Here is a 25,187-nt window from a genome sequence, read left to right as displayed (position 1 = left end):
GGAAAACCGCCACGCTTACTTCACTGGTTTCACCTTGTCGGTTTCATTCAACATTTTCGTCACTTCCCGCATCCAGATGGCCCGTCCGTCGCAGTTCCAGTGCGCATCGCTGATTTCGTACAGCGGAATGCGGCTGGCTTTGTAAGGCGTATAAATATCAATCGTCGGAACCCGGAGCCGGGGGCTCTGCTGTACCCGCTCGATGAGGTGGTTATACGGCAGCGGTCCCATGTCAGGCGCGTAAATGCTGGTTTTGTTCGGAATAATTGACAACACGACCTGGTCAAAACCGGCTTTTTGATACCGATCCGCCGTCACGTTAATCGTATCGATGTAGCGATTCAGCAGCGTATCGGGAAGGGGCCGAAAGGATGAATTGTGCAGGGAGGTATCGGTATCGTAATAATACAGCAAATGCTGCCGATCGGGGGAAAGTGACGTTTTGGGATTGACGCGGTCGAACCAGCTGTAGGTGAGCCAACCTTTCAAATCCTTGAACCACAAGGCCCAGTCGGAAAAAAACAGAATGGTTTCCAGACGGCCCTCCACGGCATCCCGGGAAAACAACTCCTCCAGTTCCTTCGTAAATGCGAACCAGGTCAGGCGGTTTTGGGGACTGGCAACGGGTTTGGTCGTGTCGGCTACAACGTGCAGATCCTGAATGTGTTTGCCGAACTGATCCCGAAAATGCCGTTCGACCGTTTCAATGATCAGAATGTTGGTTTTGGATGAATCCAACTGAACGCGCCGGTCAAACGCCCACTTGGTCCGGTGAAAAAGTTCGACCGGCAAATCATTCCGGGTGACGCGCGGAGGTTCGGAAAAGCTGTCGCCAATGATGTACAAATGAATGGGTTTGCGCGGAGCATGGGCGGGAAGAGCGGGCGGGCAGGGAATTTGCCGGGCTTTGAATTGCGGCAAATTGGCCATCCGGTACAAATCGCCAAACCGGTAATCGTCCGGAATCAGTCCTTTTCGTTGCGCCGAATACATGACCTCCGAGGAACAACTTCCGATGTAAACGAGAATTGCAACGAGCAGAACCAGGTAGCGGGCAATGACGCCAATTTTCATACTTCTCCTTTTAACGCAACTTGACCGACCAGATCTGAACGGCTTTGCTGTCGGTACTATACACAAATAATTTATTCCGGGTGGGCGAAAACTGCAACTCGACCGGATACTGACCGGGAATGGGCCGGTCGCCGACGGGGCGTCCCGTCAAATTATACAGCGTCGTAAAATTACCGGATTTTACGCTGATCAGATTAACCCCCGAACCCAAAATGTGGTAGCGAATCAGGGTTTGCCCCGGTCGCAGCCCCCGCACTTCAAACAGGGATTTTCCATTCCGATCCAGAACAGCCGCTTCCGTGTCCGACGTCCGGAGGAGCAAATACCCGTTCTGGTTGACATCGGGCAACAGCCGGAACGACCCCCGGCGGATGGGACGGTACAACTGGTTGCGTTCCATGTTTTGGCCGTCTGATCCTACATGAATGAGTTCGCCCTGTTTGGTCAGGGTGGTAATGGTCGGAGGATTGCCGGTTTCGAGCCAGGCCGGTCCGGTCATTTCGGCTTTCAGATCCAGCGGAAAACCGGGTGCTAAACCGCCGTTTTCGTTCCAGAATGATAACTTCCCGTCTTTTTGAACGGAAACCACCGAGAGCGACTGATTCCGGACCGGCGCATGAAAAGCCGATACGCTTTCCCCGGCACCATTGCTGACGGAAAATTGGCGCACGAACCGTTTTTGCTGACGATCATAGCCGTAAACACTGCCGTTGCGGTGCGAAACCAGCAAAATGAGGTTCCGGTTTTGATCGCGCCGGGGCGCCATCAGGGTGGTCGGTTCGGCACCGTCCGGCAGGGGAATGGATTGCAGTTTCGCCAAACCGTTGACCGGATCGGCAATGTACAGTGAACGGGAGGTGGCGAAAGCATACTGCAAACGCCCATTGCTCAGAAAATCGACGGGAATTAGTGACGTCTGCACCGGACCATTGACCGAGCCCATCGGATGCTTTTCACCTTCGGGCGTTATCAGCAGAAATTGCTGCGCGTTGTCCACGGCCCAGATGGCTCCGGAACCACCCACAAAATCACCCAGCGGCATGGGCTGGCTCAGCAAAGGCGCGTTGAGGGCTATTTTCCGTTGCAGAAAAACCCGGTTCAGCACGGCTTCGCTGGCCCGGCGGGTCGAGTGCCCCAATATAAGCGACGAATAAATCCGTTCGCGGCCGTAGGTGCTTTGGTAAATCAGATTTTCAACGTTATCGAGGGCGGTTTCATCATGATTGAGCAGGTATTGCCACGACTGGGGCCAATTGGCCGTGACCGATTCACCCGCCCGACTAAACCGGGTGTAAGCCGTAAAATTAGCCGGTCGCAAGGTTTGAGTCAGGAGGTCCCGCTGGCGGTACGATTCCGACCAGACCGTACGCTGTTCAACTGCCTGTAAATATTCCTGCAAAACGCTTTGCCCGTTGGCAATCACCAGATAATCACCGACCTGCGCGAGCCAGTTTTGCTCAAAACCCCGAAACAGTCCACCAAACAGAAAGGCGGGCAGGTTGGGCGCGTTGATGGCCGAAATCCGGTAACGCAAATACGGCTTTGAACTCGAAAGCCGGTCGGTGCCCGATGCCAGCAAAGCCGCCAGTTGGTAACGGTCCCACAGCCGCTCGATGTTGGTCGAGTGAATCAGCATCACCAGCCGCCGGTCGGCCGTCGGCGCATCAAGCCGAAGCAGCGCAATTTCATTGCCCACGTATTTGTAAATGCCGTTTTCCTCGTTTTGAAGCAAGGGCCGGAGTTTCCGGCGACCCTCCCGCGTATCGGATTCGTCCTCGGCATTGATGAAGGCCGTCAGCGCTTTCCCAAAACGCGGGCCATTGCTCAAACTGAAATGAAAAAGGGTGGTGGTCTGGTCGGGGATCAGGTTGCCGCAGCTGATCCGAAAGGGAGTCTGCTGGTCGAACAGGTTGGCGAGCGCCCCTTTGGCACCAATGTTATCCGTCGAAAGGCCAATCAGGTGCGAACGCGAAGGCGATTGCCGAAACCGGGTTAGCAACTCCGTGGGCAAAAGCGCTTTGATGTATTTGGTCTGGTAATCGCTGCTTGCTTCGGTGGGGGACAGGATGGCCGATAACACCGAACTGCGGACGTAAATGCCGGCCATCGTGCCCGGCCGGACGAGCGAAACATCGGCGCGTTGCAGGGGCGTTTCGGAAAACCGTTGTTTGATGCGCCGGATGACGCTTTCCATCAGAATCGTTGACGGACTGGCAATCAGGTAATCGTCCAGCACAACGAACGAGCCCAGGGATTCATTCCGCACGGTCAGCAATTCATGAATCCGGGTGTCTTCGTAGGGATGGCTAAGCACGCGAAACCGGTCGGCGTTCGGGTTCAGAATCCGGTTGACAAACGGTTGATCCCGAAGGGAGTTTATCGGAATGTAAAAAATAAAACCGAGTCGGTCTTTGGAGGTCGGGTGCAGCGAATACCAGATCGGTTTTTCGCGCAGAAACGCAATGGCGCTGGGCGTGTCGAGCGGGGCCCAGGCAAACCGTTCCAGGTTCCGGATGGCTTCCTGAAAAACCGGCGTGGTGCGCAGGGCCATTTCGTTGAGCCGGGCCTGCTTGGAGATCGTATCCTGCAAAGCCGAACTTTCCAGCACCAGCAGCGCATCCGACGGAATCAGCATCCAGGCCGAACGGGCGGGGGCTTTCCACCAGCGGTACGCAAAATAGCCGCCGAGAATAAGCGCTAAAACCGTCAGGCCAATCCAGAGCTGTTTTTTAGTCATGTACGTGTATTCGATCCCGTAATATCTGCAAAAATAAAATGCCGATGACGCCGACCGGGCGGATTTTTGCAGATAAAATCTGCCGGAATCCGTTCAATCGGCGTCATCGCAGGGAGCACCCCACCGGGTTGCTCGGCTTACAGTTTAACGGGCTGCTTCACATCAACCGCTTTCAGGGCTTTGACTTTGTCGCCCAAATCCATGCGGAAAGCCGCCAGCTCCCGGAAGCTTTGCATACAGACTTTTAGTAGTTTCCACTTCAGGATCGACACCGTTCCGGTCAGGCGCTCCTTGTGGGTGATGGGAATGTCAAACGTTTTCTGCCCGGCTTTCCGGGCCATTACCGCCAGAAAGATGTTCGGCGCAAACGGTGTCGGTTTGGGCAGTTGTTCCAGCAGCTTTTTCAGGTAAGCCCCGTTGATCAGCCGGAATGGAATGTTGCTGTCGTTGATGTAGGTTCCGTAGATGAGGAACAGGCTAAATTTCAGTATCCGGGTGATGATCAGCCGGGCAAAGGCGTCGAAACGAACCTGCCGGTAGCCGAGAATAAAGTGGGACTCATGGCGTTTTGCCCACAATTTGGCGAAGTCGTCGGTGATGAACTGATCGTCGCTGTCAGTTTGAAAAACGTATTCTGAGCCCATCGCCACGGCGTGATGGTAGCCCCGAACCACGGCATTTCCGTGGCCGCCATTGGGCGTATGCACCACTTCCAGTTTGGTCGGGTACTTCGGTTTAAGCGAATCCAGGATGGCACCGGTACGGTCTTTCGAACCGTCATTGATGACAATCAGTCGCGTATTTTCAGTCGGGAATTGCCGGGTGAGCAGGTCAACCCACATGTCTACAACCTCGTGGATACATTCTTCCTCGTTGTAGGCCGGCATTACAATTGACAGGTGTAGACTCATTAGCTGGTAGCAAACAGGTTAACAGTCGCGTTGAACATTTCGGTGAATTTCAACAAATACTGCCATGATGGTTAATGGAAACAAAGATAGGGAAATAGGACATATATATTGTGCTGCACACCACCGAACATTTAGGGAATGGCCATTCAATCGGTCCTTTATGATTTCATCAGTACGAAAACCGGTCTTTCAGGGCATTGATCGGTTTTTCGAGCAGAAACCACGACAGCGAAGCCACGAAAACCGTGAGCAGAACAAAATAGAAAAATTTTAAGACAAAGAAGTCGTCGATGCCCGGTACGAACGTTGCCAGCTTATTCCAGATCCGGATCGTGGGGTGGCTGGGGGGCGTATGGTAGTAGTTGTAGACCAGGTTGTGAAAAATATACAAACCGTAACTGATTTGCCCCAGATACCGGCTCACCGGATTTTCCAGAAACCAGCGCATCCAGCCTTTGAAACCGACGGCGGCCCGACCGATCAGAAAAAAACCGAGTACGGAACCGGCCAGGCGATCCCAGACTTCCGAAACCACGTTATGGGGTTCCGTGTACGTTTTGGAAAGCACGACCAGCGCCACATAAACAGCCAGGCTGGCAACAACCCCGGCCGAACTGGCAAACATTCGCTCAATCCACTCTTTTCGATACAGCCATAGATACGCCAGCAGCGCTCCCAAACCGAACGAATCCAGACAGGCGGGGGTGAAAACGTAGGCCACCACCCACGAATACTGCTGTTCGTACAGGTAATACCGAAACAGGACACTACCGGCAATCAGCAGCCACATCGTCAACGGAACGTGTTTGCGCGGAACGAAAAACAGCAGCAGCGGAAAAATCAGGTAAACTTGCTCCTCGACCGCCAGCGACCAGAAATGGTCGATGACGCCGAGCCACTGCTGGTAATAGGCAATGTAAATGTTGGTTGCGTAGAGAACGCACCAGGCCAGTTTTTCGCGAACCGGCGGCACGTTGAATATAAACAGGAGAAACAGCGAAAAATAGTATAATGGAAAGATTCGAATGGTCCGCCGAATGTAAAACGTCTTGAGGTAAAAACTCAGGCCATCGGGCCGGTCGGCCAGCTTTTCCTTGCTGCTGAGCAAAATCCGGGTAATCAGAAAACCGCTCAGGACAAAGAAAATGGTAACCCCCAGCGGCCCCAGCGGCAGACTGTTCCGCTCGGCCATCCAGTGATCGTAGAGCACCAGCGCCACGGCGATGAACCGCACGCCATCCAACTGCGTCAGGTACGAAATGGTCGCGGCCGGTTTGGAACCGGAAAGGGGCGGGTGTTCCGTTGCTCCGGTTGGAGTGGTCGGTGAAACGGTCTCTTTCGATTCTTTTTTGAACCAACCCAATTGCCCTGCGTCCACGTGTGAATAGCTTGATGGAAAGTGCCAAAAGTACAAATAAGCCCCCAGATTTGCCAGCTAATGCCCGAATTGTTCAGGAACGGCTGTAAGCGAAGCGATCTTTCAGGTCGTTGAATGGTTTTTCGAGCAAAAACCAGGATACCGTGGCAATAACAACCGTAATCGCGTAGAAAAACAGCACTTTGGCAATGCTTTCCAGGCCAAAGGAAGTGAGGACGGGCAGTTCGCGGAGCAGGCGGTTCCAGGCCCGAACGGTGATGAAATCAGGGAGCGTGTGGTAAAAATTAAAAACCAGATTATGAAAAAGATACAATCCGTAGCTGATCCGGCCGAGGTAATTGCTGATGGGATGCTCGAGAAACCGCCGGGTAATTCCCGCGTAGCCGATGACACCTTTTCCGATGATGAAAAAGCAGAAAAAGGAAGTAAAAAACCGGTCGGTAATGTCCGTAAACACGTTGCGCGCGGGCGTTGTCACCGTCATCAGGTAGAGGTTCTGGGCGTATAGGGCGAAGCTGATGCCCAGCAAAACCGGGTTGCCGGCCACCCGCTCAAACTGCTCGCGCCGGAAAACCATCAGATACGCCAGCACCCCGCCCAACCCGAAGGCGTCGAGGCAGGTGGGCATCAGCATGAACTGGACCATCCAGGAAGTCCCGGCGGCAAACAGGCCTATCCGGAGTGAAACCGAAAAACCGATGAGGCCGATGAGCAAGTGCGGCAGAAACCGGAAGGGCGTAAACAGGATCAGAAACGGGGAAAACAGGTAATATTGCTCCTCGACCGCCAGCGACCAGAGGTGATCGACGGCCCCGAACCAGGTGTGGTGGAGCATCATCCAGATGTTGGGGGTGTAGGTCAGAAACCAGCCCAGGTGCTCGCGAACGGCGGAGTAACCGATCCCCGCCAGGACGAAAATGGTCAGGTAGTAGACCGGGAAAATCCGCAGACTGCGCCGGATGTAGAACTGCCGCAGCGAAAAACCGGGTGAGCGATTCAGCTGTTCATCGCGTTGTTTGCTGGTAATGAGAATCCGGGTGATCAAAAAACCGCTTAAGACAAAGAACAGGTTAACGCCGAAATAACCAATCGGCACCACAATCTGATCGCTCAGCCAGTGATCGACCATGACCAGCGAAACCGCCACAAACCGCAGGCCGTCCAGTTGTCCGAAGTAGTTTTTCATGCCCATATTCACCTTGTTATTCGACATTCACCATTGGATATTCGCTATTAAACCGACTCAAACTCATCCAGGGACCAAACGAAACCAGATTACTTTCCTCTTTGTGTATCAAAATATTCAAATGGTGATTGTCGAAGCGAAGAATGGAAAATATCACCTGGTGAATGTCGAATCTCGACGGTTGAAATAACAAATCAAGAAGCTTAGGCGGAACCCCTACCAGTTTGATTTTGGGCGTTTATACCGAACGCCCGAAGCGAAAATCCGCTGGCCGGTGGGGTGAATTTCCAGGGATTGATCCGACTCAACCATCACCATAAAGAGTTGATACCGGCCCCGTTCGAGTTCCATCTCCGGAATTTCGGCCACAAACCCGGGCGAAAAAACGCGAAGCGGCCAGAACCAGCCCCGGGGGCTGCGACTCCGGTTTTGTTTCACCGGAAACAGATACGTTCGTTGGGCCGAGCGCGCCATCAGGTAACTTCCTTCGTCGCGCAAACCCAGGGGCGGCTGCGTGAATTGAACTACGGTAAACATCGATCCGGTTTGGTAAACCGAATTCAGCAGCAGGGGAGAACCGGGCCGCAGATCGGTTAGCAATGCGGGCAGGTGATTGTCGTAAAAAGCCGGGGCATTGCTGACGTACCGCTGGGTAATGGAATCAATGGCAGGTGTTGTCGAGTTGGTCGTGTAGGTGAAATTGAATTGGTAAGTCGTTTCAAACTGACGCTGAAAGACGGTTTTGTCCAGGTACGTGCTGTACGAAAAAAAAGCGATGGCCAAACTGAAAACCGTAGCCAGCCCCGTGATCAGCCAGCGCCGTTTTGGGCCGGTTTGGGCAATTCCGTAACTGAACAGAAAGGCCAGTAAGGTCAGCGAATAGATTTTGTACCGACTCGTGGTGAGGGTTCCCATGCCGAAACCCACGCGGTTGAACGCCACCGTTAACCCGGTTCCGACTACAAACGCGGCCCCACCCAGAAAGAACAGTTGCCAGCTGCTGAGGGGTTTTCCGCGAAATCGCTGTCCCAGCGACGAAAAACCGATCACGGCCGTCACCACAACCATTACACCGCCCAGAATCAGACAGCTCAGCAGAAAATTCTGAACCGGGAAAGCCTCGCCCGCAGCCCCGTTGAAGAGCCACCAACCCTGCCCCCAGTCGAGCAGCGAACCCCGGTCGGGCGGGTTGCCTTCCGGTTTTTCGTAACCCAGAAAATACAGCCGGAAGGTAATCGCGGTAGCCAGTAGCCAGCGCACCACACCCGCATAATCCTGGCGCAGAAAAATTAGAACCAGACCCACCGGCCAGATTAGCAAACCGTTCCCACTCGTGATTGTAGCGGCCACCGCCAGCGCAATCGCCAGCCAGCCCACCCGGTTTTTAAACGAAAGCTCGTAGAACGTGGCAACGGACAGCGCCACCACAGTAAAATTTTGCAGGGCCGCCATGCCCCAGAACATATTTTCCCAGTGCGAAAGGTTGAACAGCAGCAGCGAAACGGGCAGCGCCATCCAGACCGGCGCCTTTACCTGCCGCAACGCCCGGACAAAAACCGCCAGCAGCAGCACCAGACTCAGATTACCGACCACCATCAGGTGCACGAAATTCAGTTTGCCGGTCAGGTGGAAATCGAGCCAGGCAATCAGCCGGTCGTAGACGATACGGTGTTCGTTGTGCTGTCGAAAGAATTCGTATATGGCATCACGGACCGAATCGGCCTTGTCCAGATTGAGCAGAAACGCCTTCAGGGCATGGTCGTCGTATTTCGGAATGTTGATCGCATAGCGGCTAAAAATCCAGCCGTACAGGAAAGCCGGCAGGGCCAGCACCAGACTCCCCCAAACCGCATGGAGTCGGGAAGTGGGCCGGGGGCGAATTTCGGTCGCTGAAAAGGATTGCGTTTTTGAGTCCATTCGACTCTTCAATAAATTCGGGTTAACTCAAATACTTTCAGGGAAAGCCTGAAACTGGCGTCTTACAAAAAAGCCGCCAGTTTTTCCTGAATGTTTGCCGCGTCCAAACCGGATTGCTGCTGGTGGTAGCTCTGGTCGCCGTACAAGCCATCGGGATACCCCTGCGCCGAAAGGCTGACAAACTGCCGGAACGACAAACCGTTTTCGAGCAGTTTAACGGAAAGCTGCTGGGCCAGTCCGCCGATGCTGACGTGCTCTTCAACAATGAGCAGGTTCTGGGTTTCGGCCCACTGCCGGCCCAAACCGGCGGGCAGATCGAGCGGCAGGTTCAGGGCGGTGTACACATCAAACTGGTTGCCCAGGGCGTCGGACGTCTGGAGGGCTTTGAGCACATTGGCCGCCACCGGACCCAGGGCGACGACGGTTCCTTTCGGGTTTTCGCTGCTGACTACTTTCTTGAACGAACCGGCGGTTTCGCTGCCTTCGGGCGTTTTCGGTCCGGCGCCAAGTCGCAAATAGGCGGGTCGGCCCTCGGCCACGATGGAGTCAACCACGGAATCCAGTTCGTCGGCAAAGGCCGGAATCCAGGTTTTGACGTTTTGCAATCCGCTCAGACAGGCCAGGTCTTCGATGGCGTGGTGGGTGGAGCCCATGATGCCGTAGCCGTAGCCTCCGCCGTTGCCCACCATAAAAACCGGCAGATTGTGCAGGCATACGTCGTTGCGGAACTGTTCCAGACAGCGGTACACCGCAAACGGCGCGATGCTGTAACAGAATACTTTATAGCCTTTGTAAGCCATGCCCGCAGCCACACCGACCATGTTCTGTTCGGCCACACCTGCGTTGATGAAACGCGGTCCCATGATGGTGGCTACAGGTTCGAGGGCATTGTAACCCAGATCGCCCGTGATGAAGATAATTTGCTCGTCATTCGCGGCAATGCGCTCAATGGCGGCTGAAAATTCTTTACGCATGTGTGTGAATTTGCGGTTTTTAAGGTGCGGTTTTGACGTTAAAATCAGCGGTATTCCCAACGTTATTTTTCAGGTCAAAAAAACCGTATCTTTCAACCTCATTTTGTCTTTCTGGCTTCCACCAGCGCCCGGATTTCGGATGCGGTTTTATACAGTTGTCCGCCTTTCCGAACCTTCGTCCGGATGAATTTGGGCCGTTTTTTCGTTTCCTCAAAAATCTTGCTGATGTACTCACCCAAAAACGAAATGCCGAGCAGGTTGATTCCACCAAACAACATGACCAGCACAATGACCGTCGATAAACCGGCGGGTGTGTTGGGGAAAATCAGGAACTTGGCAAGGATCTGCCAGACAATGCCCAGCAGCGAAAGGCCCGTCAGAATAAAACCAGCGTAGGACATGGCTTCCAGCGGGGCGAAACTAAACGAGAAGATCGCTTTCTTGGCCCACCAGATATTCTTGGTCCAGTTGTTGGTCGAAACGCCAAACATCCGTTCGGGCCGGACGTAATCGACGCCGGTTTGTTTGAAACCCACCCAGGCCCGCAGACCCCGCAGGAACTGCTCGGTTTCGGGCAGGGCCACCAGTTCGCGCACCACTTTCTGGTCGATCATCGAAAAATCACCCGCATCGACCGGAATGTTGATGTACGACATTTTCTTGAACAGCCGGTAGAACGTCCGGTAGAAGAAGTGCACGTGGGGCGGCATCTCGCGCTGCACCCGAACGCCGTAGGTGACGTCGAAGCCCTGCTGCCACTTTTCGTAAAACTTCGGAATGATTTCGGGCGGGTCCTGCAAGTCGCCGTCCATCAGCACCACCGCGTCACCCGTCGAGATTTCCATGCCGCTCAAAAAGGCCGACTGCGACCCGAAATTACGGGAGTGCGTGATGCCGATCACGTTCGGATCGTTGGCACAAATGGCGTCGATGACTTCCTCCTGGTTGTCCGGTGAATTGTCGTTAACAAAAATAATTTCGTAACGGACCTTCAGTTCGTTGAATGTTTTGACCAGCCGTTCGTACATGAACGGAATGGCCTGCGCATCCTTGTAACAGGCAATGATGGCCGTCAGAACCGGGTTGAGGGTGGGGTTGGCAAAGGCCGGAAGCACACGCTCGGCATACTGTTGCTGCACCTGCCAGTTGGCGGTTTTTCGGAGTCCTTCGCCCAGGGGCGTGCGGGCTTGCCAGCCGAGGTCGGTCTGGGCCGCAGCCGGATCGCCGTACCAGTCGCTCAGGTCCCACTGCCGGTTTCCCATGCTGCCCCAAACGGGCTCGACCGACAGCCCAAACGTCTGGCGGGTTTCGTCGACCAGTTCACGCATGGTGGTTTTCTGCCCCGTAGCCACGTTGTAGGAGCGCCCGCTGATGGTTTTGTCGACTTTTAAAGCCGCATCAACGAAAGCTTCCACGCAATCGTCGATGTAAACAAAGTCGCGGCTGATGTCGGGCGACACCAGCGGGGGCAGGGTGTTTTTCCGGGCTTCTTCCACCAACCGTGGAATCAGGCGGTCGGGTTCTTCCCAGCCGCCGTAGATTGAATACAGCCGCAGGTTCAGGGTTTTCAGGCCGTGAACGCGGGCGTAAAATTCGAGCATGTAAGCCGCCGAAACCTTCGAAACCGCGTAGTGGCTGTTGGGTTCGACGCGGTCGGTTTCTTTGGGAGCGGTGCAGTTAAAACCGTACTCCGAACTGCTGCCGGCGTGAATGTAAACCGTTTCGGGCGTGCAGTTTTCCAGAATATTAACCGTGCCGTTAACGTTGGTTTCGTACGTCAGGTTGACGTTTTTCTGCTTGCTGTAGGCCCCATAAGCCGCCAGGTTGAAAATGGTTTGGGGCTTGTAGCGGTCAAAGATTTCCTGAACCGATTTATAAGATAAAATATCACAGTGGATGACGTTTTCGGCCGGAACATTCAGCAGTTTGAGCCGCCAGGCTTTGGTAGCGTCGTGCGTGAGGGCGTAGCAATCCTTGCGAAGTTGAAATAGCTGGTCGAAGAGATTGGCGCCGATGAAGCCGCTGGCTCCGAATACGAAAATGGGACCTTTGAGTTGAAGGATTTTATCCCGGTATGGTAGGATCTGGTCAGACATTCGTGGTTAACTAGTATGGATCGGAATCAGGCCGGTTTTCAGACTTAGGGGTTTTTGAAAACCCTCCGGGTTTGAAATCCGTGCAGGTCTGCAACACTACGCAGTGAAATACCGGTCTTGGATATCGGTGCGGGCCTGCTCGTAAAGGTCGGGGTTCATCGGCAAATAATGCCACTCAAGCCGGTTTTCCATGTACGAAACGCCCTTGCCTTTCACGGTGTGCGCAATGATGACTTTGGGTTTGCCGTTGGTTTGCAGCCGCAGCGTGTCCAGTTGGGCCATCAGCGCTTCCACATCGTGCCCGTCGGCTTCCACGACTTCAAAACCAATGGCCTGCCACTTGGCTACATCGGCCGTATCCCCAAAAACATCGGCGGTAGAGCCAAATCCCTGCAAACCATTTTTATCGATGAGCACCGTCAGGTTATCCAGCCCCTGCTGCAACGCATAATGCGCGGCTTCCCAGGTGGTGCCTTCATTGGTTTCGCCGTCGGACATCAGTACGTAAACCGCATTATCGTTTCCCTGCAATTTGTTGGCGTGGGCAATGCCGGCCGCGATGGGCAAACCGTGCCCGAGCGAGCCGGTGGCAAACGGAATGCCTTGGTGTTTGTTGGGAGCGGGGTGGGCGGGCAAGGTGGTTCCGTTTTTATAGAAGGTGCTCAGCTGCTCGTCCGAAATTTCGCCCAAATGGTTGAGGCAAACGTACAAAGCCGCTGCGGCATGGCCTTTCGACAGAATAAACGTATCGTCGGCCTGCTTCCGGAGGATCAGGCTGGCAATCATCAGATCGAGGCAGCTCAGCGAGCATCCAATGTGACCCGCATTGGCCTGATGATACAATTCCAGAACTTTCAGCCGCAGTTGCCCGCTGAAAGTCATTATATCGGTGGTGGTGGCTGTTGACGTCATTTTTAATACCGGTATTTCATTCCTTCGAAGTCAAAGATAGTGATTTTCTGGCCGGTCCGGCCTTTGACCAGTACAATCTTGTCCGGTTCGGTCGTGTCGATGCGCTGGTAATACGTGGCGTCTTTGGGTAAATAAACATTCACGAGTTGGGCGTCGATGACCGAAAAGGGACGACCAATCCGGTCGATTTCCGAATATTCGTGCCGGCGCAGCGAGGGATACAAAACCGTATCGCCTTCGGCATACATCGCCTTGATTTTTTGGGCCGATTCCCGGAACGGATTTGGGAGCCGGTTTAAGGGGGCTGCCGAATACTTTGGTTCGGTGTCGTTGAAAATGCGTTGGGTGAGCAGGATGACAAAAACCGCCTGAACCACCAGAATGAGGGCCAGTGGAAACCGGAACCAGTTTCGTAACGAAGCAATTTTGAGCAAAATCAGCGCCAGCAGGATCAGGACGTACGGAAACGAAAAGCCCGAATACCGCTGCGTAATGCCGTAGGTATGGCCGGACCGGAACGCCATCACCAGCAGGAAAAGGGTGGGAACCAGCGCCAGGATGACCAGAAAAACCAGCAATGGCCGATTCTGCCGGTCTACATCTTCCAGCATGGCGGACAGAAGCAGGTAAGCCAGCGGCAGCACCGCTGACAACACCAGATGCTGGGCGGGGTTGATGCTGTAAATCGGTAAACCGGCGGCAAATACCAGTGGAAATCCAATTTTGACCCAAACCGGCGGTTGCCGCTGGCTGCGGTACCGTACCAGTAAAACCGTTGCGATGAGGCCAATCAGCGTAGCCAGCGCGAAATTCCGGTACCCGACCACCGCCGTTGCCAGCCCGTTGGTAAACAGGACCAGATCGCTGAAAACCGGGAGCGAGCGCCAGAACACATTGGGCACCGTCGCGGGCAGAATCAGCCCGAATCCGTTGTTATAGGGATTGGTCAGGGCCAGGCTGAGGTACAGCTTCGCCTGGTTGTTCAGGCTAAAAAACGTGTATTTTCCCCCGCCGTAGATAAACCAGAGCGAAACGACGCCCACGCCCGCGCTGACGGAAAGCGCCAGTCGAAGCCAGGTCCGGAGCCTGCGAACAGACAGCAGGGCGAATAAGCCGTGCCCCAGAAAAACCGCCAGCGCCAGGTAATGCGAAAGCAGCGAAACCGCCACCAGAAAACCGTATAGTACATAAAGACGCGCGGACGACTGCCGTTTGCCCGTGTTGTCTTTCTCCAGAATCAGCAGGAAAAGGTGGGTAGCCAGCAAGGTGAAAAAAAACGTCATCGTATAATTGCGGGCAATGTGGCTTTGCGCCACGAAATACGGTTCGATCGCGGCCAGAAAGCAGGTTGTCAGGGCGAGCCGGGATGCCTGATCCGGGTCCAGCCTGAAGTGGCGGGTGACAAACCGGTAGAGCAGGGGGAGCGTTAAGAGGCTGAATACGACGGATAAAAACCGGATCGAAAAATCACCCGGACCCAATAGCCTGATCCAGACCCAAATGATCCCGTAGTAAACCGGGCTGTTGCCAATATCGCCTTTGATGTTGGCTTCAATGAAATCGGCGAAGGTTTTGGGTTTCCAGAATTGCTGCGGAGTAAAATACGCGGTGTCGGCTTTGTCGAAAACGTCTTTTTGATTGGAACCCTCCAGCACCACCCCCTGACTGACCAGCAGCGTGGATTTTTCATCGAACCAAATACCGTAAGTGTCCAGTCGGTAAATTCGGAGTACAAAAGCCAGAAGGAGAATTCCGGCAAAGAGTAAATAATACGTTCGACGGTGCGGTGATACGGACATTAACCAGGAAAAAGCGTTTCTGCGGAGCAAAATTAAACTGATTTCCGAGACTTTACATTTTCAGAATTGTAAATTCTACTCTTCGGTTAAGCCGGCGCTTTTCCTCCGTTTCGTTGCTGGCGATGGGTTTGCTGGGTCCCCAAGCTTTGGTCTGGATGCGGGCGTCGGCGATTCCTTTTTCCAGCAGGTAGTCTTTAACCACCCGGACCCGGTCCTGCGAGAGTTTCATGTTGAGGTCCCAAACCCCCTGATTATCAGTATGGCCTTCCACCTGGATTTCCATCGTCGGGTAGTCGTTGAGCATCTGCGCCACCCGGTCGAGTTCGGCATTGGAACCGGCCAGCAGGATGGCCTTGCTCTGCTCAAACAGCACTTCGTGCAAAATGACGCGCTGGCCGGTTTTGATCGGCATCAGGATAATGTTCTTGCGGATTTCGCGGAAACGCTTGTCTTTGCTGAGGTCGAGCAGTTCCGTTGTTGGAAAATACCCGTCGCGCTTGGCGGTCAGGGTATAGCTATGCTGCATGGGCAAAAGCAGCTTATAATCGCCGGTTTCGGGTTCGTACGTCACGCGGGTTTGCTCTTTGTCACCGGGGGTGCTGGCTGACACGATCTCGGCCGAAACCGGTTTTTTGGTGAACCCATCGATGACCTGGCCGGACACGATGGCAACCGGGTCGGGCTTAATGGTTGGATACAGCTTCAGCCGGAAAATGTCTTCGCCACCCATCGAATTCTGGATCGAACTCAGGTAGGCATAATCGCCGGTGGCCGGAATGGTGAAATAACCGTCCCATTCCGTGGTGTTGATAACCGGCCCGAGGTTTTCGGGTTCCGACCATTGCGTCCAGGTGTCGTCGAGTCGGCGGCTGACAAAAATATCGCCGTTGCCGTATTCCGGATGACCGGCTGAGGTAAAATACAGGGTCCGGGAATCGGAAGCCACAAACGGCGCGCCCTCATAATCGGCGGTATTCAGCACCGGCCCCATGCTGACGGGTTCGCTCCAGGTTTGGTTAGGTTGCAAAAACGAAACGTACAAGTCCTTATTTCCCAGTGAATTTCGCCGTTGGACGGACAGCACAATGGTTTTGCCATCGGGCACAATGGCGTACTCGGTGTAGGAGTTTTTGTGCAGGTTGTGGTTGTTGGCGATCACGCATTCAACCGGAAACGACCAGCCGTTTTTACCAAGCGTCGATTTGGATAAACCGTAGGTAACTGAACCATCGGGTTTGTAAACGTTGATCAAATAAACGGTTCGACCGTCGGGCGACATTCCGCTAATGGCGTTGTCGGACACATTGTTGATGGGCGGCCCCAGATTGACGGCATTGCTCCATTCGCCGTTGGGCTGGAGGGTCGAATACCAGACATCCTGGCTTTTGGGGTCGCCGGTATTCCGTTCGTGCTGGCCGCGGGTGAAATACAGGGTTTTACCGTCGGGCGAAATCACGGGCGCGACTTCCTGTCCCCGCGAGTTTACCCGGGTTCCGAGGTTTTCCTTCACCAGATCCTTGGGAGCATCCTTGGAAACATTGATGGCGATGGTGATGGGTTGGGTTTCGCTGGAAATCCCGATGGCGTCGATCTGGTTGGGACCTTTGACCCGGTTGGGACTGACCACGATTTTCAGGGTGTTGGCCGTCAGCGCCGACTGCGCTGGGAGAATGTGCAGCAGGGGGGCGGTGGCTGGTTCGGAGGTGGAAACGGAGGCTGCGGTTTTGAGAACCGAATACACCGGTGTTTCGCGGCCCGAACCATCGATGACAAAAACCTGGCTGATGGCGCCGGGGTTGCCACTTTGAAAGATGGCGATTTGCCGGATGGGAATCGACTCCGAAAACCGGACGGTGATCCACTCGTCGTTTGGGCCGTCGGGATAAAGCGGTGACCAGGCGCAGGGACTGTCGCCAACCTGGGGAAGCCGGTTTGGTTTACCCAGAATCTGGCTGGCGCGGTACTGCTGCGTGTAGGCTTCACCGCGTCCTTCCGACGAAAAACCGACCACTGAACTCGCCCACAGCACCTGTTGCGCCAAAGCGGCAGTCTGACCAAAAATCAGGCATCCAAGCAGTAAGAGCACTCCCCGTGTCATGGTATTGAACGATGAATTATAATGAAGGAACGATGAATGAGGGCACTGCCGCCTGTGCCGGTGATAAGTTATAAAAAAATGGCTACAATTCATCGTTCCTCAGCGTGCGGGCAACCCCGCCCTACCTCATCTTTCTTAACGCTCAATTTGTATAGACCTTGTATTCCCACGGTTTGAGGGCGAAGGTCAGGGAGTTGCGCAGTTCGGCGGGTTCGCGGGTGAAAATTTCCGTATAAACGCCCTCAAAGCCGTCGCCGTTCAGGCGGATGGTCTGGGGCGTGGGGCTCAGGTTGACAATGACCACCACCTGATCGTTTTCGTGCTGCCGGTAGAAGGCATACACTTTGTCGTCTTTCTCGGTCGGAATTTTGATGAGTGGCCCACCCGCCCGGCCGTTCCAGAGAGCCCGGTTGCGGTGTTTGAGGGTCAAGAGGGTTTTGAAAAAGTCGGTTTTTGCGTAGTTGCCCCAGTAGATCGGATCTTTTTCGAAAAACTTCAGCCGCTTGTTCAGGTTGGATTCCATGCCGTTGTACAACAGCGGCATCCCGTCGAAGGTGAACGCCAGCACCGTGAACGCATCCGCGCCATTGCCAAACAATTCCGTAGCGGTTCCGGTCCAGGCATTTTCGTCGTGCGTTTGAACAAAGTGCATCTGATAATACCAGGGTGGAAACCGCTTTTTGTTGTATTCCAGCAGCGAGTCGATGGCCGTGGCCGGCCGCTTGTTTTTGGCAATCTGCTTCATCAACTGGTGCATGCTCCAGCCGTAGTTCATGTTAAAACACTCCTGAAAATACGCCGGTTTGTCTTCCCACTCTGCCAGCATGAAAATCGGTTTGATCGCATCGAGCTTCGGGCGTGCTTCGGTCCAGAAATCGTCCGGCACATAACCGGCCACCTCGCAGCGATACCCGTCAATATCGCATTCCCGGATCCAGAACTGCATGGCGTCGATCATGGCGGCCCGTAATTGCGGGTTTTTGTAATCCAGGTCCACCACGTCCGGTCGTTCGGTTACCTTGCCCCGGTCATCAATCGGCGGGCTCAGTTTGCCGTTGATCTTGGTGTACCAGTCGGGGTGCAGCTTCACCCACGAATGCCCCCGGCCGGTGTGGTTGGGCACCCAGTCGAGGATGACGTGCATCCCCAAATCGTGGGCCTGCTTAACGAGGGCCTTGAAATCGGCCAGCGTGCCGTACGAAGAATCTACGGCTTTGTAATCTTCTACCGCGTAGGGATTGCCGAGCGATCCCTGCATGTTTTCTTTGCTGATAGGATGAATCGGCATGAACCAGAGGATATCGACGCCCAGTTCCTTTAGCCGGGTGAGTTGCTGTTCAACGGCCCGGAAGGTACCTTCCTCCGAAAATTGCCGCAGATTAACTTCGTAGATCGTTGCATTTTTGGCCCAGTCGATGGTTGGAATGGTTGACTGCACCACGGTAGAATCACTGGTATTCGTCGGATCGTTGCCCGCCGTGGGGGTTTTCGTACAGGATAGTACGGAAAAAAAGAAAAAACCGCCCGCGAGTAAACTACAGATTATCTTCGTATGCATGCTTAATGGGTAAGCTCGTATGAATGTCTAGACCGCCGTTTTATGCCAGCCGGGTTTCCTGCCGGGGTGTTGGGTTGAAATATTTCAACGTACGAATGGCTTCCGTAGGGTCACTGGCCCGAAAAACCGAGCTACCGGCCACCAGCACATCGGCACCGGCCTCCACCAAATCCGCCACGTTGTCCGCGCCCACTCCGCCATCGACTTCAATCAAAACCGGGTGGCTCGTACTCGCCAGGAGTTTGCGCAACTTCCGAATCTTCTGCAAGGTATGAGGAATAAATGATTGTCCACCAAAACCGGGATTAACCGACATGATCAAAACCAGGTCGATGTCGTCCAGGACATCCGTGAGCAGTTCCACCGGCGAATGCGGATTGAGGGCAACCCCGGCCCGGCAACCCAGTTCCCGGATGTGGGTCAGCGTGCGGTGGAGGTGCGTGCAGGCTTCCAGATGGACGGTCAGGCAACCCGGCCGCTCCGGATGGGCCGCTCCGGCTTTGGCAAACGCGTCGAGGTAGCGCTCCGGCTGGGTAATCATCAGGTGAACATCCAGCGGTTTGGCCGCGTGGCGGTTTACGGCTTCGCAAACCGGGAGGCCGAACGAAATATTCGGTACAAAAACCCCATCCATAATGTCCACATGAATCCAGTCGGCTTCGCTCCGGTTGAGTAATTCAACATCGTGTTGCAGGTTCGCAAAATCAGCCGCCAGTATGGAAGGAGCAATCAAAGGTGGGATCATGAAAAATACGTTCTATCGAATTTATAGGTCCGATCTGTCAAAGGTGACACCAAAATTAATTCTTTTGTCGGAACATTTCTGAACTGTTGTTAGAGTCAGAGCAGGATTTGTTATGATTGCAGTTCGTTAGGGTTTGGATAACTCGTTTGTAAATACCGGTCAAAAATAGAATGAATCCACAGGAAAGAATTGCCGAACTAACTGATCGGCTGAATGAATACAATTATCAATACTACCAAAACAGCGTCTCGGTAGTCGACGATTTTACGTTCGACCAATTGCTGGAAGAACTTTCGGCGCTGGAGCGGCAACACCCGGAATTCAGCCGGCCCGATTCGCCGACGCACCGGGTGGGCGGCACCATCAGCAAGGAATTTGCGACGGTTTACCACCGGTTTCCGATGCTTTCCCTCGGGAATACCTATTCCGAAGCCGATTTGACCGAATTTGACAACCGGGTTCAGAAAGGACTGAACGGCGCGCCTTATGAATACATCTGCGAACTGAAATTTGACGGTGTAGCCCTGAGTCTGACCTACGAAAATGGCATTCTGACGCGGGGCGTTACGCGGGGGGATGGCGTTCGGGGCGACGATATTACGCCGAATATCCGGACGATCCGGACTTTGCCGCTGAAAATCAACGGGTCCGCCATTCCCGCTTTGTTTGAAGTTCGGGGGGAGGGGTTTTTGCCCCTGGCTGAATTTGAGCGCATTAACCGCGAACGCGAAGACATTGGTGAAGCCTTGCTGGCCAATCCGCGTAATGCCGCTTCCGGCACGTTCAAACAGCAGGATTCCGGGGCCGTGGCCAAACGGCGGCTAAATTGTTACCTCTACTCGTTTCTGTCGGAGCCCGAAGTGTTTCAGACTCACGAAGAGAGCCTGCTGGCAATGAAGGAGTGGGGTTTTAACGTATCGCCAACGTGGCGGAAATGTGCCACCATACAGGCGGTTTTTGCCTTTATCAACGAATGGGAAACCCGGCGGTTTGAATTGCCGCTGGCTACGGATGGAATTGTCATCAAGATCAATCGGTACGACCAGCAGCGCGAACTGGGCTTTACGGCCAAAAGTCCGCGCTGGGCGATTGCCTTTAAATACAAAGCTTTGGCCGCCAGCACGATCCTGAACAGCGTTTCGTACCAGGTGGGCCGGACCGGCGCCGTGACCCCCGTTGCCAACCTGAAGCCGGTTTTGCTGGCGGGGACCGTGGTCCGGCGGGCGTCGTTGCACAATTCCAATGAAATTCAGCGGTTGGGCGTCATGCTGAACGATACGGTTTTTATCGAAAAAGGAGGGGAGATCATTCCCAAAATAACCGGTGTCGATTTAAGTCAGCGCACCGATGCCAGCCAACCCATTGTGTATCCGACGGTTTGTCCGGCCTGCCAGACTCCGCTGATTCGGAAGGAGGGCGAAGCGCATTTTTATTGTCCGAACGAAAAAGGCTGTCCTCCGCAGCAACAGGCCCGATTCGAACATTTTATCCAGCGCCGGGCGATGAACATCGAGAGCCTAGGGGAAGGAAAAATTGAATTGCTGATCGAACGCGGTCTGGTGCGCAGCCCCGCCGACCTCTACGAACTGACGACCGAAAAATTGCTGGGGCTGGAAAAGACGTACACGGATCGCACCGGCGGTCCGGAAGAAACCGGGAAGACGCGGGTGGTCAGTTTGCGGGAAAAATCCGTCGAAAATATCCTGAACGCCATCGAACGCTCGAAGGCCCAGCCGTTTTCCAACGTCCTGTTTGCCATCGGAATCCGGTACGTCGGAAACACCACGGCAGAGAAATTAGCGGACTATTTTGGCAACATGGACGCGCTGCGGACGGCTTCGCACGAGGCACTGCTGGGGGTGCCAGAAGTAGGCGACCGGATTGCCCAAAGTGTGGTGGCCTGGTTTACCGACTCGGATAATCAGGTATTTGTGGAGCGCCTGCGGCTGGCGGGTTTGCAGATGGAAACCGACCGGGTGGCGGTGGAGAAGAAAGGCGAATCCCTGGTCGGCAAGACGTTTCTGTACACCGGTACGTTTGCCAATTTTTCGCGGGAAGAACTGGAAAGCGAAATTGAAGCCCACGGCGGAAAGCTGCTGAGCGGGGTTTCCAAAAAACTCAATTTCCTGATTGTGGGCGAAAGTCCCGGCCCATCGAAAGTTGAAAAGGCCCAGAAAATGGGCGTATCGCTGATTGGAGAAGATGAATTTCAGGCCATGATACTGGTTTAAAATACAACCTCTATACGGTTTCATACCGAAAAACCGTACCTTTGTCCTACTTTTCGGTTTGCATATTCCTTCTAATCCAGAAAATAAGTAGATGAATGCTCGTTTCCACGGCGTTGGGGTCGCCATTGTAACCCCGTTCAACGACGACCTGACTGTTGATTTCGACGGTTTTGGCCGCGTCGTTCAGCACATAACCGACGGCGGTGTCGATTATATTGTGCTGCAAGGTACCACCGGCGAATCGCCCACGGTGACCAAATCGGAAAAGAAACAGCTACTTCAGTACGTAAAGGAAAACAATCCGAAGAAATTACCGATCGTATACGGCGTTGGCGGTAATGTAACGCCGGAGGTGCTGGCGACGATCAAAGACACTGATTTTGAAGGCGTTGATGCCATTCTGTCGGTTTGCCCGTATTACAACAAACCGGGCAAACGCGGGGTGATCGAGCACTTCAGCCGCATCGCGGATGCCAGCCCGGTGCCGGTCATTCTGTACAACATTCCGCCCCGGACGGGGATCAATATATCGGCCGAAACGATTTGTACGCTGGCCGAACATCCGAATATTATTGGCGTAAAAGAAGCCTCCTGCATCATTGAGCAGTGCATGGAAATTGCGCGGGACAAACCGGCTGATTTTCTGTTGATTTCGGGCGATGACGTTCAGGGCGTTCCCATCATCAGCATTGGTGGCGTGGGCGTTATGTCGGTGATTGCCAATGCGTTCCCGGCGAAGTTTACGACCATGATTCACGCGGCTTTGCGCGGTGATTTTGCGTTTGCTCAGCAGGAACTGGGGCATTTCCTGCGCATCGACCCGCTGTTGTATGAAGAGGGTAATCCGGTGGGAATCAAGAAAATTCTGGAAATTCTGGGACTAATTTCTTCGCAGGTGCGCTTGCCGCTTTACCCCGCAGCCGACGAACTGGGCGAACGAATGCGGGCCGTGCTGCAACGCGACAAGCTGGTGGAGCTGGTGGCCTAATATTCGAGTTGCCTCCTTAAAAAAGCCCCGGTTTTTCCCGGGGCTTTTTTAAGCAAGACGGAAAACAAGTGCTACCTGCGGCCGCCAAACAAACGGGCGAACCCCCAGATGACCAGCACAATCACGCCAATGACCAGCAGACCACCGGTCCAGGCTCCCGCTTTGAAAATATCGCCGACCAATTCGCAGCTGGTCATCCCAACCAGTAAAAACAGAGCGATCGACAGGCTGTATAGGAAATGAGTGAAATTACGCATATCGTTGGTTGTTAATGTTCCCCTAAACAACTGCCAACGGTGTTTATTTGTTTTTTGAAGTCTATTTACACATTCCACCAATAGGTTAGTTTCAGGACAAGGGCGCGGTTTTTCACCGTCAGCGAGCCGGGTAGGTAATTATCCGTGTAGACAATGAACAGATCGGACGCGGGAGCGTAGCGCCACTGAAACCGGGTGTTGAGGTTCACGTTTCGGGCCTGTTCGTTGTATTGCAGAAAGGTTGTAAAAAATAAGGTATTGGTCATGGTCAGATCGACGCGGGGGCCAACCAGCCAGAACTTCGCCATCGACAAGGGTTCGGGGAGACGGATGTCGTTGTAGTTGGCACTGAGCGCCAGACTCACGTAGGGCTGAAACCGGTACCCTAATTCGGTGATCAGGTTCAGCCGGGTTCCGTTGGCGTAATAGCCGCCGTATCGTCCTGAAAATGAGTACGTAAACAGACTTTGCGGTTTTGAAATATAATCGACGCCCACGGCTTTCCAGCGGTGTTCCGTACCCCGCCCCAGGGTGTCACGACCAGTATTCGTCGGATCGAACGGTTGCAGCAGCCGGATGTAGGAACTGCCCGCCCAGACCGCGAATATACTTTTGGTCCGGAAGGTGGTCAGGTACATCGCCACGGTTTCATTGTCCGTCTGTTTGAAGGATTCGTTGTAGATGTAAAAAGAGGTAATCTGCGGGCCGTGACTCAGCACCGAACCACCTTTCGGAAACATCAGGTAACTGGCGGTCGGGTTGATTTTAATGTAGCCCCGGCGCGGCACGTAGCCCACTTCCGCCGAGTAATTCCGCCCAACGTATTCGTGTTGCCAGCCGACAATCCACTTGCGGGTACTGTACAGCAGATTGGCTGCGTGAACCAGACTGCGGTTGGCGTTTTGCGGATCAAACGATTTGAGAACAATCGCCTTGCCGGTCCATGTGTTGTTGGAAGAGGCCAGGTTATACTCAAATCCGAGATTGCGGTTGTATTTCGAATAAACCGGCCGGCCCGCTCCAACCTCGCCCGGCTCGTAATTCAGCGATTCTTTGTTGATGAAAATGGCCCCAATGTTCGAGCGCGAGAAAACCCGGCGCTGGAGGGCCACCACCGCAAAATTCTGGGCGGGTAACCCGGTTTCGTCGACCTTGCCGGTTTGCATATCCATGAGACCGATGCGCCAGTCCTTGTTGAGTTTGCCGCTGAGCCGGGCGCCAAACCGGATGGGAACGCCGAGTCCAATCCGGCGGGAGAAAAACGGCCGGATGTTGGCATAGCCGAAGTTGGAAAACTGATCACCATTCTCCAGAAAAAACTGGCGTCGTTCCGGAAAAAACAACTCAAACCGGTCGAGGTTGGTGACCTGACGATCCACATCAACCTGCGAAAAATCCGGATTGACGGTCAAATCCAGGTTGAGCGACGAGGTAATGGCTACTTTGGCATCGAGTCCCGCATCGCCCCGAAAGTCGGTCGGTTTTCGGTTCTGATAATCGCGGGTCAAGCCTCCGAGCGCGTACGGAATGACGGAAATGTTGGGACCCACCTGCGGAGGAGCCTGATCCCAGATGATGGAACCAGTGTACGCCAGCGAAGCCGTCGGAAATTGCCGGGGAACGGGCGCCCAGCTCGATTTTTCGGTGGTTCGCAAATCCTGCCGGCTGAAGTTGATGCCCCAGCGCGTAATGCCTTTTTTGTACCGGATGGTTTTGAACGGAATGGCGGCTTCGAACACGTAACGGTCCTCGTAATTTTTCACCGCCGAATACCATTTATTGTCCCAGCTCAGATTGGCTTTTCCGCCTTCATACAGCAAACCGTCCCACTGCGCGCCCACCGCGTTGGCACCGAACGTAAAACCGTTGGTCTGGTCGTCGAAGGGGTCCATGAAAAAAATGAAATTATCATTTTTGCCAAACTCCCAATCGCGCCGGAGTGATTGCACGAACGGGCGGTTTGCCCAGGAACTGTCCGGGTTGCGGGCGTAATAGCAAATGGCGATGATGTAAAGGTTCTGCTGGTCGTACGTCATCTTTACGTCCGTCCGAAGCTTGGCAAAACTGGTGTCCATCGGCAGCACCATGAAAAAATCAGTGGCGGTTTCGGCTTCCAGCCAGGCCTGTTCGTCCATCACCCCGTCGATTTTCAGGTGGGGTGTCCGATCGGTCGGCTGGGTTTGCCGGATGTGGTATTGATAGGCTTCGTTTTTCTTTTGGGCAAAAAGAGGGGTGCAACAAACTACCAGAAAGAAAAGAAAAGGGAGAAGTTTCACAAATAGGAATAATTTTAGTGCGCTTTTGAGTAGAAATAACAAATATAGCT

The 25,187-nt window shown here is 54.0% G+C and carries 17 protein-coding genes; 2 read left to right on the top strand and 15 right to left on the bottom strand.

Annotated features, from left to right (window positions below):
• Nucleotides 1-15: 15 nt before the first annotated feature.
• The 13 genes from ACYVHX_RS26320 to rpe form a co-directional block, all read right to left on the bottom strand.
• Nucleotides 16-1,074 (bottom strand): hypothetical protein, encoded by a 1,059-nt coding sequence (locus ACYVHX_RS26320; protein ID WP_460674678.1) that lies wholly within the window; start codon nt 1,072-1,074, stop codon nt 16-18.
• 10 nt (nt 1,075-1,084) lie between these two features.
• The gene (locus ACYVHX_RS26315; protein ID WP_460674677.1) at nt 1,085-3,811 is read right to left on the bottom strand and encodes a hypothetical protein; all 2,727 of its coding nucleotides are present in this window, start codon (nt 3,809-3,811) and stop codon (nt 1,085-1,087) included.
• A gap of 137 nt (nt 3,812-3,948) precedes the next feature.
• The gene (locus ACYVHX_RS26310) at nt 3,949-4,722 is read right to left on the bottom strand and encodes a glycosyltransferase family 2 protein (protein ID WP_460674676.1); all 774 of its coding nucleotides are present in this window, start codon (nt 4,720-4,722) and stop codon (nt 3,949-3,951) included.
• Nucleotides 4,723-4,891: 169 nt separating this feature from the next.
• Complete coding sequence (locus tag ACYVHX_RS26305) at nt 4,892-6,100, bottom strand: acyltransferase family protein (RefSeq protein WP_460674675.1); 1,209 nt, start codon at nt 6,098-6,100, stop codon at nt 4,892-4,894.
• A gap of 73 nt (nt 6,101-6,173) precedes the next feature.
• The gene (locus ACYVHX_RS26300; protein ID WP_460674674.1) at nt 6,174-7,286 is read right to left on the bottom strand and encodes an acyltransferase family protein; all 1,113 of its coding nucleotides are present in this window, start codon (nt 7,284-7,286) and stop codon (nt 6,174-6,176) included.
• A 216-nt stretch (nt 7,287-7,502) separates the two neighbouring features.
• On the bottom strand, nt 7,503-9,203 hold the full coding sequence (locus tag ACYVHX_RS26295; protein WP_460674673.1) for a hypothetical protein: 1,701 nt from the start codon (nt 9,201-9,203) through the stop codon (nt 7,503-7,505).
• Between the two features lie 62 nt (nt 9,204-9,265).
• Nucleotides 9,266-10,177, bottom strand: coding sequence for a transketolase family protein (locus tag ACYVHX_RS26290; protein ID WP_460674672.1), 912 nt, complete (start codon nt 10,175-10,177; stop codon nt 9,266-9,268).
• A 98-nt stretch (nt 10,178-10,275) separates the two neighbouring features.
• Entirely contained in the window at nt 10,276-12,273 is a 1,998-nt protein-coding gene (locus tag ACYVHX_RS26285) for an NAD-dependent epimerase/dehydratase family protein (protein ID WP_460674671.1), read from the bottom strand.
• 96 nt (nt 12,274-12,369) lie between these two features.
• Complete coding sequence (locus ACYVHX_RS26280; protein ID WP_460674670.1) at nt 12,370-13,185, bottom strand: transketolase; 816 nt, start codon at nt 13,183-13,185, stop codon at nt 12,370-12,372.
• Between the two features lie 2 nt (nt 13,186-13,187).
• Nucleotides 13,188-14,984, bottom strand: a complete 1,797-nt coding sequence (locus ACYVHX_RS26275; RefSeq protein WP_460674669.1) for a glycosyltransferase family 39 protein — start codon at nt 14,982-14,984, stop codon at nt 13,188-13,190.
• A gap of 52 nt (nt 14,985-15,036) precedes the next feature.
• Nucleotides 15,037-17,082, bottom strand: coding sequence for an OmpA family protein (locus tag ACYVHX_RS26270; RefSeq protein ID WP_460674668.1), 2,046 nt, complete (start codon nt 17,080-17,082; stop codon nt 15,037-15,039).
• Nucleotides 17,083-17,224: 142 nt separating this feature from the next.
• A complete protein-coding gene (locus tag ACYVHX_RS26265; protein WP_460674667.1) occupies nt 17,225-18,640 on the bottom strand; it encodes an alpha-amylase family glycosyl hydrolase in 1,416 nt (471 codons plus the stop codon).
• Nucleotides 18,641-18,680: 40 nt separating this feature from the next.
• On the bottom strand, nt 18,681-19,385 hold the full coding sequence (gene rpe, locus ACYVHX_RS26260; protein ID WP_460674666.1) for a ribulose-phosphate 3-epimerase: 705 nt from the start codon (nt 19,383-19,385) through the stop codon (nt 18,681-18,683).
• A gap of 170 nt (nt 19,386-19,555) precedes the next feature.
• Here rpe and ligA point away from each other — a divergent pair, with 170 nt between their 5' ends.
• Nucleotides 19,556-21,616 carry an NAD-dependent DNA ligase LigA gene (gene ligA, locus ACYVHX_RS26255; RefSeq protein WP_460674665.1) on the top strand — a complete coding sequence of 687 codons (2,061 nt, stop codon included), beginning with the start codon at nt 19,556-19,558 and terminating at the stop codon, nt 21,614-21,616.
• Between the two features lie 91 nt (nt 21,617-21,707).
• On the top strand, nt 21,708-22,604 hold the full coding sequence (gene dapA / locus ACYVHX_RS26250; RefSeq protein ID WP_460674664.1) for a 4-hydroxy-tetrahydrodipicolinate synthase: 897 nt from the start codon (nt 21,708-21,710) through the stop codon (nt 22,602-22,604).
• A 71-nt stretch (nt 22,605-22,675) separates the two neighbouring features.
• On the opposite strand, the gene ACYVHX_RS26245 is transcribed toward dapA, so the two are convergent.
• On the bottom strand, nt 22,676-22,861 hold the full coding sequence (locus tag ACYVHX_RS26245; RefSeq protein ID WP_460674663.1) for a hypothetical protein: 186 nt from the start codon (nt 22,859-22,861) through the stop codon (nt 22,676-22,678).
• 65 nt (nt 22,862-22,926) lie between these two features.
• Nucleotides 22,927-25,137, bottom strand: coding sequence for a carbohydrate binding family 9 domain-containing protein (locus tag ACYVHX_RS26240; protein ID WP_460674662.1), 2,211 nt, complete (start codon nt 25,135-25,137; stop codon nt 22,927-22,929).
• Nucleotides 25,138-25,187 lie beyond the last annotated feature (50 nt).

It is taken from the genome of Larkinella ripae (assembly GCF_054780775.1).
This window is presented reverse-complemented; position numbering and strand designations above follow the sequence as displayed.

Bases quoted from the DNA above. Each gene is read 5' to 3' on its own strand.
- ACYVHX_RS26285 (WP_460674671.1), bottom strand. From the start codon at position 12,273: ATGTCTGACCAGATCCTACCATACCGGGATAAAATCCTTCAACTCAAA.
- ACYVHX_RS26245 (WP_460674663.1), bottom strand. From the start codon at position 22,861: ATGCGTAATTTCACTCATTTCCTATACAGCCTGTCGATCGCTCTGTTT.
- ACYVHX_RS26320 (WP_460674678.1), bottom strand. From the start codon at position 1,074: ATGAAAATTGGCGTCATTGCCCGCTACCTGGTTCTGCTCGTTGCAATT.
- ACYVHX_RS26295 (WP_460674673.1), bottom strand. From the start codon at position 9,203: ATGGACTCAAAAACGCAATCCTTTTCAGCGACCGAAATTCGCCCCCGG.
- ACYVHX_RS26310 (WP_460674676.1), bottom strand. From the start codon at position 4,722: ATGAGTCTACACCTGTCAATTGTAATGCCGGCCTACAACGAGGAAGAA.
- ACYVHX_RS26290 (WP_460674672.1), bottom strand. From the start codon at position 10,177: ATGCGTAAAGAATTTTCAGCCGCCATTGAGCGCATTGCCGCGAATGAC.
- ACYVHX_RS26275 (WP_460674669.1), bottom strand. From the start codon at position 14,984: ATGTCCGTATCACCGCACCGTCGAACGTATTATTTACTCTTTGCCGGA.
- ACYVHX_RS26315 (WP_460674677.1), bottom strand. From the start codon at position 3,811: ATGACTAAAAAACAGCTCTGGATTGGCCTGACGGTTTTAGCGCTTATT.
- rpe (WP_460674666.1), bottom strand. From the start codon at position 19,385: ATGATCCCACCTTTGATTGCTCCTTCCATACTGGCGGCTGATTTTGCG.
- ACYVHX_RS26270 (WP_460674668.1), bottom strand. From the start codon at position 17,082: ATGACACGGGGAGTGCTCTTACTGCTTGGATGCCTGATTTTTGGTCAG.
- dapA (WP_460674664.1), top strand. From the start codon at position 21,708: ATGAATGCTCGTTTCCACGGCGTTGGGGTCGCCATTGTAACCCCGTTC.
- ACYVHX_RS26280 (WP_460674670.1), bottom strand. From the start codon at position 13,185: ATGACGTCAACAGCCACCACCACCGATATAATGACTTTCAGCGGGCAA.
- ACYVHX_RS26265 (WP_460674667.1), bottom strand. From the start codon at position 18,640: ATGCATACGAAGATAATCTGTAGTTTACTCGCGGGCGGTTTTTTCTTT.
- ligA (WP_460674665.1), top strand. From the start codon at position 19,556: ATGAATCCACAGGAAAGAATTGCCGAACTAACTGATCGGCTGAATGAA.
- ACYVHX_RS26300 (WP_460674674.1), bottom strand. From the start codon at position 7,286: ATGAAAAACTACTTCGGACAACTGGACGGCCTGCGGTTTGTGGCGGTT.